Consider the following 13,280-nt stretch of genomic DNA (forward strand, 5'->3'; position numbering starts at 1 on the left):
GGTGGGAGGGGAAAGGCGTAGAGGAGATTTACTTTTCGTTTGTCATCCTGAGCCTTGCGAAGGACCTTATTAGGATACGAACGACAAGCATACCAACGACTCGTTCTAGCGTGGTAAGGTCCTTCGCAGGGCTCAGGATGACAAAGTAAACAAAGGAGCAAAAATCAATTTGCACCCAAAGAAACGCCATTCTGCCTAGTCCGTAAAACGCACCAGGCAAAATTCACGGAGTTGGAAGCCAGGCGCGCAGGGGCTACTTTTGCAGATTGCCATAACTTTGTACTTTATCGGATGGTTGAGCCCCCAGCCAACCGCCTGTTTCCTTTTCACATTTAACCCATTCCCTCGTGGATCTTTTCGAAAAGATTGCCGCGAACCGCGGCCCACTGGGCAGCCATTCGCATTACGCCCACGGCTACTTCACTTTCCCCAAGCTGGAAGGCGAAATCGAGCCCCGTATGATTTTTCGCGGCAAAGAGGTTCTTACCTGGAGCTTAAATAACTACCTGGGCCTGGCCAACCACCCCGAAGTACGCCGGGCCGACGCCGAGGCCGCCGCCCAGTACGGCATGGCCCTGCCCATGGGCGCGCGCATGATGAGCGGCAACTCCAACCTGCACGAGCAGCTGGAAAGTGAGCTGGCCGACTTCGTGCAGAAGCCGGATTGCATGCTGCTCAACTTCGGCTACCAGGGTGTGGTGTCCATCATCGACGCCATGGTGGGCCGCCACGACGTGATTGTGTACGACGCCGAGTCGCACGCCTGCATCATCGACGGGGTGCGCCTGCACGCGGGCAAGCGCTTCGTGTACGTGCACAACGACATGGAGAGCCTGGAGAAGCAGCTGGAGCGCGCCAAGCGCATCACCGACGAAACCGGCGGCGGCATTCTGGTTATTACCGAGGGCGTATTCGGCATGTCGGGCAACCAGGGCAACCTGCGCGGCGTGGTCGCCATGAAGGAGAAATACGAGTTCCGCCTGTTCGTCGACGACGCCCACGGCTTCGGCACGATGGGCGCTACGGGCGCCGGAACGGGCGAAGAACAGGGCGTACAGGACGGTATCGACCTTTATTTTTCGACCTTCGCCAAGAGCATGGCCAGCATCGGTGCCTTCGTCGCGGGGCCCGAAAGCGTAATTGAATATTTGCGCTACAACATGCGGAGCCAGATTTTCGCCAAATCCTTGCCCATGCCGCTCGTAGTGGGCGCAATCAAGCGTTTGGAGCTGCTGCGCACCCAGCCCGAGCTGAAAGACAACCTCTGGACCGTAGTACGGGCCCTGCAGAGTGGATTGCGCGAAAAAGGCTTCAATATCGGCACCACGACCTCGCCGGTAACACCCGTGTTTTTGAGCGGCCAGATTTCCGACGCTACCCAAATAACCTTCGATTTGCGCGAAAATCACGGTATTTTCTGCTCTATCGTGGTTTATCCGGTGGTTCCCAAGGGCGTTATCATGCTCCGCCTGATTCCGACGGCCGTGCACTCCCTGGACGACGTGCGCCAGACCATCACGGCCTTCGAAGTGGTGGCCGACAAGCTCAGCAAGGGCCTTTATTCCAAAACCGAGCCCATGCCCGCCAGCTAGGGCCAGCGGCTGAAAACAGCAGGGAAGGGCGCTTTTCGTAAGAAAGGCGCCCTTCTGTTTTTGTGCTATTCCGTGAATATTACTGTAGGTGTATATTCTGGAAACGGGGTTTGAGCAGGGTAAAAAATAGCTTGGTAAGCTGCTATGGGGGTTTTGAAAAAAAATCGGAACTATTGCTTGTATTTGAAATCCCTGTATATTAGGCCCGTTCAAAAACATTAAACCCACACCCTCAACCTTTTTCTCATGAGCAATTACAGCCAACTGAAGGACCTCGTACTCTCCCTGGAATCGGACTTCGAGAAGTTCTATGACAAGCAGAACTCTGCCGCCGGTACCCGTGTGCGCAAAGGCATGCAGGAGCTGAAGAACCTGGCTCAGACCATCCGCACGGAAGTGCAGAACACCAAGAACAGCGCCGGCGACGCCGCTGGTGCTGGTGCTGCCAAGGCTGCTCCAGCCAAAAAGGCTGCTGCCCCAGCTGCCAAGAAAGCTGCTCCTGCCAAGAAGAAGTAGTTTCTGAACCACGGATTAGACGAATTATTCGGATCAAACCGGATTGGGTAGTCGATTCCTGGATCAACAAAAAGGCCCCGCCAATTCTGGCGGGGCCTTTTTGTTTGTGGTGCTGAATCGGGGGTTACACCAATTCCACGAGGAAGTACTCTTTCTTGCCTTTTTTCACCACCAGGTATTTGTCGTGCAGCAACGCTAAGTCGGCCACCGGCGTTTCGGAAGAGGTGAGCTTCGTTCCATTTACGCTCAGGCCATTGGATTGCACCAGCTTGCGGACTTCGCCCCGCGAGGACAGAATCTGCTTTTCGGTGGCGTCGCTGAGCAGCACGGCCACGTTCAGGTCGGCTGCGTCGGTGCGGGGTACCTGCAGGTGGGGTAAGCCGGCAAAGGCATCACGCAGCGTCTGCTCGCTGAGCGTGGTAAGGTCCCCACCCTTGCCGAATAGTACTTCGGAGGCCGCTACAGCCGCTTCGTAGGCGGCCTCCGAGTGCACCCGGATGGTCACATCTTTCGCCAAGGCCTTCTGCAGGGTTTTCAGGCCGGGGTTTTGAGCGTGCTCGGCCTCAATAGCCTTGATTTCCTCTTCCGTCAGCAGCGTAAACACGCGAATCAGGCGGGGCGCATCCACGTCTTCGGCCCGCAGGAAGAACTGGTAGAACTGGTAGGGCGAGGTCATCGTGGGGTCGAGCCATACGGTGCCGGTTTCGCTCTTGCCGTACTTGGTGCCGTCGGCCTTGGTGATGAGCTGGCCCGTCAGGGCGTAGGCCTTGCCCTCACCATTGCTCATGCGCCGGATCAGCTCCGTGCCGGTCGTGATGTTGCCCCACTGGTCACTGGCGCCCATCTGCAGGGTCGTGCCCAGCTCCTTGTAGAGGTGGAAGAAGTCGTAGCCCTGCAGCAGCTGGTAGCTGAACTCGGTGTAGCTCAGGCCCTCGGCGCCCGAGTCCTCGTTGCCGCTGATGCGCCGCTTCACCGAGTCCTTGGCCATCATGTAGTTTACCGTCAGGTGCTTGCCTACTTCGCGCAGAAACTGCAGGAAGCCGAAGTCCTTGAACCAGTCGTAGTTGTTGACCACTTTGGCCCCGGTGGGCGAGTCATCGAACACCAGAAATTTCTCCAGCTGGGCCCGGATGCCGGCCTGGTTGCGGCGCAGGGCCTCCTCGTCGAGCAGGTTGCGCTCGGCCGACTTGCCGCTGGGGTCGCCAATCATGCCGGTGGCGCCGCCCACCAGGGCCAGGGGGCGGTGGCCGGCCCGCTGCAGGTGTACCAGCAGCATGATGGTGGCCAGGTTGCCGATGTGCAGGGACGAAGCCGTGGGGTCGAAGCCGATGTAGCCGGTGATGGGCGCGTTCTGGCGCAGGTGCTCATCGGTGCCGGGCATCATGTCGTGAAACATCCCGCGCCAGCGGAGCTCTTCTAGTAAGTCCAAAGTGGTGAAGTGGTGAAATGGTGAGATGGTGAGTTTTTTGGCAATAGGCCGGAGCCGGCCGCGCTTCTCACCGGGAGGAAGGCTGCAAAGGTAAAAGTACGGTGGTACATTTGCGCGGAGAAAAAGAGGAGCCGCTACCACGACAACTCACTATTTCACTATCTCACCAACTCACTGCCTTGCTTTCCACGCCCGACGAAATTCTGCAGCAGCTGCGCCAACGGCAATACGCGCCCGTGTACTTTCTGCAAGGGGAGGAGCCGTACTACGTGGACCACATTGCCGATATCCTGGAAAAACACGTGCTGCCCGAGCACGACCGGGGCTTCAACCAGGTGGTGCTCTACGGCAAGGATACCGACGTGGCCACCATTCTGGGCCAGGCCCGGCGCTTCCCGATGATGGCCGAACGCTCGGTGGTCATCGTCAAGGAAGCCCAAGCCGTGGCCGATCTGGAGGCGGAAAAGTCATTTCCGTTTCTGGAGGCCTACCTCAAAAACCCGCTCACTACCACGGTGCTCGTGTTCTGCTACAAGCACAAAACCCTGGATGCGCGCAAGAAGCTGGGCAAGCTGCTGGCCGAAAAGGCGGTGGTGATGACCAGCAAGAAAATCTACGACAACCAGGTGCCCGCCTGGATTACGAGCTACGTGCGCGGCAAAAAGCAGCAGATTACGGGCCAGGCTACGGCCCTGCTGGCCGAGTACATCGGCACTGAGCTGGGCCGCCTGACCAACGAAATCGACAAGCTGCTGCTCAACGTGCTGCCCGGCCACGGTATCGACGAGGACCTGGTGCAGCGCCTGGTGGGCATCAGCAAGGACTACAACATCTTCGAGCTGCAGAAGGCCCTGGTGCAGCGCGACGTGCTCAAGGCCAACCGCATCCTGATGTACTTCGAGGCCAACCCCAAGGCCAACCCGCTGATTCCGAACCTGACGCTGCTCTTCGGCTTCTTTACCAAGCTGCTGGTGCTGCACCAGCGCGGCAACCCCTCCGACGCCGACTTCAAGAAGCTGGGCATCATGAACAGCTTCGCCCAGAAGGAGTACAGCCAGGCCCTGCGCGTGTACGACTTCGGCCGCACCCGGGCCATTATTCACCTCATCCGCCGGGCCGACCTGCAAAGCAAGGGCGTGGAAAGCGGCTCGATGAGCGACGGGGAGATTCTGCGGGAGCTGGTGTTCCTGATTCTGCACCCCGTGCCGCTGAGCGCCGTCACGGGCGGCTAAATCCGGCCGCCGCGGCGCCCGGCACGTACGTAGCTGAAGCCAACGGCCGCGGTGAGCTGAATGGCGTATGGCAGCTTTCTGCTCAGGAAACTTATCCGCCTCCTGGTCTGGTTTAGCCCAAGCTGGACCGTAGAAAACGGTAGAAAGCCGTACCTTGGGTCAGGCATTTCCTATGCTGAAAATATAGTTGCATGTTAGAAACCCCCATTACTCCTGCCTCTCCCCAGCCCCCAGCATTGCCCAAGCTGCCCAAAGCTCCCTCGGGCATCGACGGCCTGGACGAAATAACGGAGGGCGGCCTGCCCCTGGGCCGCCCGACCCTGATCTGCGGTAGCCCCGGCTGCGGCAAAACCCTGATGGGCATCGAGTTTCTGGTGCGCGGCATTGAGCACTACAACGAGCCCGGCGTGCTGATGACCTTCGAGGAATCGGCGGCCGAGCTGGCGGCCAACGTCACGTCCCTGGGCTTCGACTTGCCCCGCCTGCAGGCCGAAAAAAAGCTCCGCGTCGACCAAGTCCACATCGACCGCTCCGAGATTGAGGAAACCGGCGAGTACGACCTGGAGGGCCTCTTTATCCGCCTGGGCCACGCCATCGACTCCATCGGGGCCAAGCGCGTGGTACTCGACACCATCGAGGCCCTGTTTTCGGGCTTTCCCAACCAGGCCGTGCTGCGCTCCGAAATCCGGCGCCTGTTCCACTGGCTCAAGGACAAGGGCGTCACTACGGTTATTACGGCCGAGCGGGGCGAGGGCTCCCTCACGCGGCAGGGCCTGGAAGAGTACGTGTCCGACTGCGTCATTCTGCTCGACAACCGCGTTATCGACCAGATTACCACCCGCCGCCTGCGTATCGTCAAATACCGCGGCAGCACCCACGGCACCAACGAGTACCCGTACCTGATTACGGAGGAAGGTATTTCGGTGCTGCCCGTTACCTCCCTGCAGCTCAACCACGACGTGTCCGACAAAATCGTGTCGTCGGGCATTCCCGCCCTCGATGATATGTTTGGCCGCCGGGGCTTTTACCAGGGCAGCAGCGTGCTGATTACCGGCACGGCCGGCACGGCCAAAACCACGCTGGCGGCCACCTTCGCCGCCGAAACCTGCCGCAACAACCAGCGGTGCCTGTTTCTGGCCTTCGAGGAGTCGCCCCAGCAGCTGGTGCGCAACATGCAGTCGGTCAGCATCGATTTGGCGCCGTACGTGGCCAATGGGCTGCTCAAGATTGAGGCCACCCGGCCCACGCTCAACGGCCTGGAGCGCCACCTGGTCAGCATCCACAAGATCATCCGCGACTTCAAGCCCGCGGCCGTCGTCATCGACCCGATCAGCAACCTGATTTCGGTGGGCAACCTGAGCGAGGTGAAAAGCATGCTGATTCGCCTCATCGACTTTCTGAAAGTGAACAACATCACGGCCCTGTTCACCTCCCTGATCAGCGGACGCAACATCCAGCAGGAACTGACCGAGGAAGGCGTCTCGTCGTTGGTCGATACCTGGATCAGCGTGCGCGACTTGGAAGGCGTGGGCGAGCGAAACCGCGGCATCAGCATTCTGAAGTCGCGCGGCATGAGCCACTCCAACAAGGTGCGCGAGTTCCTGGTCACCGACCGGGGCCTGCACCTGCTCGACGTGGTCATTGGTCCCGCCGGCATCGTGACCGGGGCCGGCCGCCTGACCCAGCAGCTGCAGGAGCAGGCCCAGCTGGTAGCCGCTCAGCAGGAGCAGGAACGCAAAGACCGGGAGCTGGAGCGCCGCCGCCGGGTGCTGGAGGCCACCATTGGCAATATGCGCACCGAGTTCGAATCGGTGGAGGAGGAACTGCGCCAGATCAACAACGAGGAGCTGGCCCGCCAGCAGGCCCAGGCCCAGGGGAAAGCCCAGCTTGCCGACCCTCTGCCGTACCAACAAAACGCCGGTTCCCGCCCGTCACAAGCTTAGAATGCACATCACACCGACCACAACGGCCCTAGCCATGGACGAGGAATACTGGGAGCTGCGCCTGTACGTAGCCGGCCAAACCCCGAAATCGGTACTGGCGCTGACCAACCTGAAGAAGTACTGCGAGCAGCATCTGAAAGGCCGCTACGCGCTGGAAGTCGTGGACCTGCTCAAAGACCCGCAGCTGGCCGAGGGCGACCAGATCCTGGCCATTCCGACCCTGGTGCGCAAAGTGCCCGAACCCATCCGCAAGATCATCGGCGACCTGTCGAATGAGGAGCGCGTGCTGGTGGGACTGGATATCCGGCCCATTGCCGGCAAACCCCAGCACTAGATGGAAGCAGAAGAACGGTCGGAGCCGGCCGGTGCCGAGTACGTGCTGCATCTGTACATCACGGGCGCTACTCCCAACTCGACCCGGGCCGTACGCAACATCAAGGATATTTGCGAGCAGTACCTGAAGGGCCGCTACGAGCTGCTCATCATTGATATGTACCAGCAGCCCGAGCTGGCCCAGCGCGAGCAGCTCATTGGCGCGCCCACCCTGATTAAGCGCAGCCCCGGACTGGTGCGCCGCCTCGTGGGCGACCTTTCGGACCGGGAGCGGGTGCTCAAGGCCCTGGGCATTACGCCTACGCTACCTACCAGCGGGACCAGCCTATGAGTAGTAGTCAGCCGGAAAAGAGCGCGGCCGAGCTGGCCCGCGAGAACGAGGAGCTGCGCTACCGCCTCGAGGAAGCCGAAGAGCTGATTGAGGCCGTGCGCACCGGTGCCGTCGATGCCCTGGCTATTCAGAGCGCCGACGGGCCGCGCATCTTCACGCTGGAAGGCGCCGACCACGGCTACCGCACCCTGATTGAGCAGATGAACGAGGGCGCCATGCTGCTCAGCGAGGACGGCACCATTCTCTACGGCAACGTGTGCCTGGCCGGCTGGCTGAACCGGTCGCTGGAGGAGGTTATCGGGGGGGTGTTCGAGGCCTTCATCCCGCTGGAATTCCACCCGTACTGGCACGTGCTGCTGGCCCGCTGCTGGGCCGCCGGCAAAGGCAAGGGCGAACTGCCGCTGCGCGCCCAGGACGGCTCGCTGCGGCCCTTGTCCCTGTCGATGAACGTGCTCAACTTCCACGAGTCGCCGGTGCTGGCCGTCATTGCCACCGACTTGTCGGCCCAGGAGGAAATCCGGGTTATTCAGGCCCAGGTAGCCGAGCAGAACGCCGTTATTGCCCGCAAAAATGAGGAGCTGAACCAGCAGCAGCAGGCCCGCCGGGCCATCGAGCGGGTGGCGGCCGAAGCCAGCCGCATGCTGGAGGGTATTCCGCAGATTGCCTGGACGGCGGATGCCTACGGCGTGACGACCTACCTCAACCACCGCTGGTTTGACTTCACCGGGCCCGACGACGGCACGCCGCTGCACAGCCAGTGGCAGGAGCATATTTTCCCGGCCGATATGGCCGCCAACAACGACCGGTGGGAGCAATGCCTGCGCACGGGCGAGCCTTTCGAAATGGAGTACCGCTTCCGCAACCACGCCGGGGACTACCGCTGGATGCTGGGCCGGGCCCTGCCCTCGCGCAACGCCCAGGGCCAGATTGTGCAGTGGATTGGCACCTTCACCGATATTCACGAGCACAAGCTGGCCCTGGAGCGCATCGACCAGGCCCAGCGCCAGCTGCAGGACAACAACGCCCAGCTGCTGCGGGCCAACGTGGACCTGGACAACTTCATCTACACCGCCTCCCACGATTTGAAGGCACCCATCAGCAACATCGAGGGGCTGCTGCACGCGCTGCTGCTGGAACTGCCCGGCCCACCCGCCGCCGAAGACCAGCAGGTGCCCCAGATTCTGACCATGATGCAGGACTCGGTGGACCGCTTCAAGCGCACCATCGAGCATCTGACCGAGGTAACCAAGCTGCAGAAAGAGCACGGCCACTCGGCCGCCACCGTCGAGCTGGGCCGCCTTATTACCGAAGTACAGCTCGACCTGACTCCGCTGTTGCAGGCCACCGGGGCCACGGTGGAAACGGACGTGGAAAGCTGCCCGACGATTTCCTTCTCGGAGAAAAACCTGCGCAGCATCGTGTATAACCTGCTCAGCAACGCCCTGAAATACCGCGCCCCCGAGCGGGTGCCCCAGATCAGCATCCGCTGCCACGCGGCCGGCGACTATACCGTGCTGCGCGTGCAGGACAACGGCCTGGGCCTGGACCTGGCCCAGAACGGCCCGAAGCTGTTCGGCATGTTCCAGCGCCTGCACGACCACGTGGAGGGCTCCGGCATCGGGCTCTACATGGTCAAGAAAATCGTGGACAACGCCGGCGGACGTATTGAAGTGGAAAGCCAGGTAGGAGTGGGCTCCACGTTCAGCGTGTATTTCCGGCGGTAGGCTGCTTTAGTACCGCTTTTCGTTTCGGGCCGAGCTTAAGTCGAGCAGGTACTCGCAGGCAGCGCGGAAGCCACCTTCTGCTGGACTAGTGCGCAGAACTGTATGATAGCCCGCCCGTGTGTGGCCTTCCAGCAGCCAGCTTGCGCCATCCAATACTATCCTTCGGCGACAGGGCGGCATCTGCCAAAAGTCGGCCTGCTGCACCAGGTTTTCCAAGTGTTGCCACTGCCCCGGGCTAACGGGAGTAATGGTTTCTTCGGCTACTGCCCGCAATGTGCGCCGTTTCTGCGCCGCCTGCTGGTTTGCGCTGATAATGGCTGTGCTTACGTGCGGCATGGCGGCTCCGGCCGGGGATTTAGGAAATGGAATCGTCCCTGGTTTGTACCCCAGATGCCGGCGCAGAATTTGAGTCCGCAGTGTCGTCCCAGTGGAGTCCCGGTAGAGTGTAAGCAGCACGGGGCGGTCAAATGCCCGGAGCCAGAGGAAACGGTACACATCAGCGTGGAGATAGTAATTTGATAGCACCGGCCTCTCAAAATAGACCATATACTTTGAGGCAGCTAAGAGGGAGCGGCTACAATTCTCACTGTCATCGTCGGCTGGAAGTGAGTCATTCGCGCGGAAATAAAAACTGGTTGAATCCCGCGGCGTGCCCTGGGCATCAGAAACGGCCGGGTTGTTCGGATATGGCTGTGGCGCTGAGCAGCCGGCCGCCAGGAAAAGCAGGGCCAAGCCAACGAGCTGGTTCGGAAGCCGCATACGGAAAGGTTAGGGGAAGTGGGAGCAGGTGGTAAGGTAGCCGGTAGCATCGTCTCACACCAAACCGCTAGCTTGCCGCGTTACCAAGCCTAAAAGGCCAACCAGAAAGCAACCCATTGCGTTTTTTCGCTACTTTTGGCCAATACCGGGCCGGCAGCGCCCTTTTCCCGTAACGCCCCGTTAATGAAGATATTTCCCCGGATTGCGCTGGCTGCTTCGCTCAGCGCCGCGGCCCCGCTGGCTGCTACGGCCCAGCAAACGCAGGTTTTCACCGCCGACGAACGACACTTTCAGGAAGGACTCGAACTCTTTGACCGCGGCAAGTACGGCGCCGCCCAGCAGGCCTTCCAACGCTACTTAGAGCTCACCCAGCGCCGCACCGGCGAAACCCGCGACCGGACCACCGACGCGGAATACTACCGGGCCGTGTCGGGCCTCTACCTATTTCACCCCGACGCCGAGGGGCAGGTGCTGGCGTTTGCGGCCAACAACCCGGCCCACCCGAAAGCCGCCCAGGCCTTTTTTGAGCTGGGCAAGCTCTACTTTGACAAGAAAGACTACGCCAAGAGCATCGACTACCTGCAGCGCGTCGGCGCCGACAACCTGAGCAACGAGCAGCGGGCCGAGTCGGAGTTTAAGCTGGCCTACAGCTACTTCTCCCAAAAGGAGTTCGACAAGGCCAAGCTGCTCTTCGACCGCAACAAGCAGGGAAACCACGAGTACCGCTACGCCAGCAGCTACTACGCCGGCTACCTGGCCTTCCGTAGCGGCGACTATGCCGCAGCCCGCCAGGACCTGGGCGTGGCCGAGCAGAATGATGCCTACCGCCTCGTGGTGCCGGCCATCATGAGCCAGATCTACTACAAGGAAGGCGACTTCGACGGCCTGATTGGCTACGGCACCAAGGCCCTGGCCCAGACCCCGCCGCCCCAGGGCGCCGACGAAATCCAATTGCTGGTGGGCGACGCCTTCTACCAGAAGCAGGACTTCAAGCAGGCCGCCGAGTACTTCGACAAGTATGCCGCCGGCCGCAAGAAGATCGAGCCCAAGGTGCAATACAAAATCGGCTACTCGAACTACAAGATGGGCGACTACAAGGGCGCCATCGGTAGTCTGAAGGGCGTGGCCGCCCAGCGCGACTCCCTGGGTCAGAACGCGGCCTACCATCTGGGCCTGAGCTACCTGCAGACCAACCAGAAGCAGCAGGCCCTGAACTCGTTTGACGCGGCCCGCAAAACCACGTTCGACAAGAACATCACCGAAAACGCCACCATCAAGTACGCCCAGATCAACTACGAGCTGGGCAACACGCAGGAGGTAATTGCGGCCCTGAAGGACTTCAACAAGAAGTTTCCGCGCTCCAAGAACAGCGCTGCCGCCGACGACATTCTGAGTGCGAGCTTCCTGAATTCGAGCGACTACACCCAGGCCATCAGCTACCTGGAAGGCCTCGACGACCGCAGCAGCAAGCTGAACGCCACCTACCAGCGCGTGACCTACCTGCAGGCCGCCACCCTCTACAACAACAACCAGTACAGCCAGGCCCTGCCGCTGGTCGATAAGTCGCTGAAATACCCGCAGGATGATGCGCTGCGCGCCGCCGCCCAGGTGCTCAAGGGCGAAATCTACTCGGTGGGGCAGAAGTATCCGGAAGCCATTCAGGCCTATACCGCCGCGGCCCGCACGGCCCGCAGCGGTTCGGCGGCCGAAACCGACTTCGACCAGAAAGCCCGCTACGGCCTGGGCTACGCCTACTACAACACCCAGCAGTATGCCCCGGCCCGGACCCAGTTTCAGGCGTATCTGAACGACCCGATTGCCAAGCCCACTGACCCGAACTACTACGACGTGACCCTGCGGGTGGCCGACACCTACTACGTGGCCAAAAGCTACGCCCAGGCGCTGGAACTCTACGACAAGGTTATTGCGGCCAACGCCGCCGACAAGGACTACGCCTACTACCAGAAAAGCGTGACGCTGGGGTTGATGGGCCGGCGCGAGGAAGCCACCAAAACCCTGAGCACCCTGCTCAAAACCGCCCCCTCGTCGCGCTACGCCGACGATGCGGTGTACCAGCAGGCCCAGTTCGACTTCGAGGCCGGCGACTTTCAGCCCGCCGTGGACGGCTTCACCAAGCTGATCGTGAACCGGCCCAACAGCCAGCTGATTCCGCAGGCCCTGCAGAAGCGCGGCGTGGCCTACGCCAACCTGAACCAGCACGACAAGGCCATTGCCGACTTCAAGCAGGTGCTCGACCAGCATCCGCGCACCAAGGCCGCCAGCACGGCGCTCTACAGCATGCAGGAAAGCCTGTCGGCCACGGGCAAAACGGAGGAGTTTGACCAGTACCTGGCCCAGTTTAAGGCCCAGAACCCGGAAAGCAAGGCCACCGAAAGCGTCGAGTTTGAGGCTGCTAAATCCTTGTACCTGGCCGAGAAGTACCCCCAGGCCATTACCCGCCTCGAATCCTACCTGAAGCAGTACCCCAGCAGTGCCCTCTCGCCGGATGGGCGCTATTTCCTGGCCGATTCCTACATCAAGACCGGCAAGAAAGCCGACGGCCTGGCCCGGATGCGCGCCGTCGTGACGGAAGGCAAGAGCGAATTCCTGAACCGCGCCATCGGCCGGGTGGCTGATCTGGAGTTTGAAGCCAAAAACTACCCCGAGGCCATCAAGTTCTACACTCGCCTGCGGGAAGTGTCGCAGAACAAGCGCGAGGTGGCCAACGCCGGCATCGGACTGATGAAGAGCTACTACGAAAGCGGCGACTACGCCGGCACCCGCCGCGTGGCCGAGGAGCTGCGCAGCGTAGGCGGGGCCTCGCTGAACGCCACCAACGCGGCCAACCTCTACTTGGGCAAAGCCAGCTACAAGGCCGGCAACTTCGACCTGGCCACGCCCGAGCTGACGGCCGCCGCGGCCGCCACCGACGAAACCGGGGCCGAAGCCCAGTACCTGCTGGCCGATGTGCTGTTTCAGCAGAAAAAGTACCCCGAGGCACTGGACGCGGCCTACAAAACCAACACCTCGAACTACGAGCTGTGGCAGGGCCGGGGCTTCTTGCTGATTGCCGACATCTATACGGCCCAGGGTGAAACCTTCCAGGCCAAGGCCACGCTGAACTCCATCATCGAGAATAAATTCCCGGTGGCCGAGGTCATTGAAGGCGCCAAGCAGCGGCTGAGTGCCTTGTCAGCCGAGTCGGGGAGTGGCACCACCGGCGGGGGTAAAACCACGCCGCCCGCCAAGACCCCGCCGGCCAAGGCACCCACTGGCAAAACCACGCCGGCCCCCAAAACGCCCGCCCCCAAGGGCAAGACCTCGACCCGCAGCACCCTGCAGCCCACCGAGACGGCTCCCGCCGATTCGACGGCGGCCCCCGATGCCGGCACCAGCGAGTAGCACGCTGCGGTGGCGTTTT

General features: G+C 61.3%; 9 protein-coding genes and 1 pseudogene. 8 read left to right on the forward strand and 2 right to left on the reverse strand.

Annotation, left to right across the window (positions count from 1 at the left end; genetic code table 11):
* Positions 1 to 347: 347 nt before the first annotated feature.
* Positions 348 to 1,592, forward strand: coding sequence for an aminotransferase class I/II-fold pyridoxal phosphate-dependent enzyme (locus LGH70_RS05220; RefSeq protein ID WP_226183369.1), 1,245 nt, complete (start codon positions 348 to 350; stop codon positions 1,590 to 1,592).
* 246 nt (positions 1,593 to 1,838) lie between these two features.
* Positions 1,839 to 2,009 (forward strand): annotated as a pseudogene (locus LGH70_RS23780) (histone H1); the annotation flags it as partial.
* A gap of 223 nt (positions 2,010 to 2,232) precedes the next feature.
* Here LGH70_RS23780 and tyrS read toward each other — a convergent pair.
* Complete coding sequence (tyrS, locus tag LGH70_RS05230) at positions 2,233 to 3,537, reverse strand: tyrosine--tRNA ligase (protein ID WP_226183373.1); 1,305 nt, start codon at positions 3,535 to 3,537, stop codon at positions 2,233 to 2,235.
* 179 nt (positions 3,538 to 3,716) lie between these two features.
* On the opposite strand from tyrS, the gene holA reads away from it, so the two are divergent.
* The 5 genes from holA (at position 3,717) to LGH70_RS05255 (ending at position 9,100) form a co-directional block, all read left to right on the forward strand.
* Positions 3,717 to 4,769, forward strand: coding sequence for a DNA polymerase III subunit delta (gene holA / locus LGH70_RS05235; RefSeq protein WP_226183375.1), 1,053 nt, complete (start codon positions 3,717 to 3,719; stop codon positions 4,767 to 4,769).
* 191 nt (positions 4,770 to 4,960) lie between these two features.
* Positions 4,961 to 6,712, forward strand: a complete 1,752-nt coding sequence (gene kaiC / locus LGH70_RS05240; protein WP_226183377.1) for a circadian clock protein KaiC — start codon at positions 4,961 to 4,963, stop codon at positions 6,710 to 6,712.
* A 1-nt stretch (position 6,713) separates the two neighbouring features.
* Positions 6,714 to 7,046, forward strand: coding sequence for a circadian clock protein KaiB (kaiB, locus tag LGH70_RS05245; protein ID WP_226183379.1), 333 nt, complete (start codon positions 6,714 to 6,716; stop codon positions 7,044 to 7,046).
* Entirely contained in the window at positions 7,047 to 7,376 is a 330-nt protein-coding gene (locus tag LGH70_RS05250; RefSeq protein ID WP_226183381.1) for a circadian clock KaiB family protein, read from the forward strand.
* Positions 7,373 to 9,100 carry an ATP-binding protein gene (locus LGH70_RS05255; RefSeq protein ID WP_226183383.1) on the forward strand — a complete coding sequence of 576 codons (1,728 nt, stop codon included), beginning with the start codon at positions 7,373 to 7,375 and terminating at the stop codon, positions 9,098 to 9,100. The genes LGH70_RS05250 and LGH70_RS05255 overlap by 4 nt, the downstream gene beginning before the upstream one ends.
* Positions 9,101 to 9,106: 6 nt before the next feature.
* Here the strand turns inward: LGH70_RS05255 and LGH70_RS05260 are convergent, their stop codons facing one another.
* Positions 9,107 to 9,859 carry a hypothetical protein gene (locus LGH70_RS05260; RefSeq protein ID WP_226183385.1) on the reverse strand — a complete coding sequence of 251 codons (753 nt, stop codon included), beginning with the start codon at positions 9,857 to 9,859 and terminating at the stop codon, positions 9,107 to 9,109.
* Between the two features lie 183 nt (positions 9,860 to 10,042).
* Here LGH70_RS05260 and LGH70_RS05265 point away from each other — a divergent pair, with 183 nt between their 5' ends.
* Positions 10,043 to 13,261: a tetratricopeptide repeat protein gene (locus tag LGH70_RS05265; RefSeq protein WP_226183387.1), complete on the forward strand. Its 3,219-nt coding sequence runs from the start codon at positions 10,043 to 10,045 to the stop codon at positions 13,259 to 13,261.
* Positions 13,262 to 13,280 lie beyond the last annotated feature (19 nt).

The organism is Hymenobacter nitidus, from assembly GCF_020447315.1.
Lineage (GTDB): Bacteria > Bacteroidota > Bacteroidia > Cytophagales > Hymenobacteraceae > Hymenobacter > Hymenobacter nitidus.

Bases quoted from the DNA above. Each gene is read 5' to 3' on its own strand.
- kaiC (WP_226183377.1), top strand. From the start codon at position 4,961: ATGTTAGAAACCCCCATTACTCCTGCCTCTCCCCAGCCCCCAGCATTG.
- kaiB (WP_226183379.1), top strand. From the start codon at position 6,714: ATGCACATCACACCGACCACAACGGCCCTAGCCATGGACGAGGAATAC.
- LGH70_RS05250 (WP_226183381.1), top strand. From the start codon at position 7,047: ATGGAAGCAGAAGAACGGTCGGAGCCGGCCGGTGCCGAGTACGTGCTG.
- LGH70_RS05255 (WP_226183383.1), top strand. From the start codon at position 7,373: ATGAGTAGTAGTCAGCCGGAAAAGAGCGCGGCCGAGCTGGCCCGCGAG.
- LGH70_RS05260 (WP_226183385.1), bottom strand. From the start codon at position 9,859: ATGCGGCTTCCGAACCAGCTCGTTGGCTTGGCCCTGCTTTTCCTGGCG.
- LGH70_RS05265 (WP_226183387.1), top strand. From the start codon at position 10,043: ATGAAGATATTTCCCCGGATTGCGCTGGCTGCTTCGCTCAGCGCCGCG.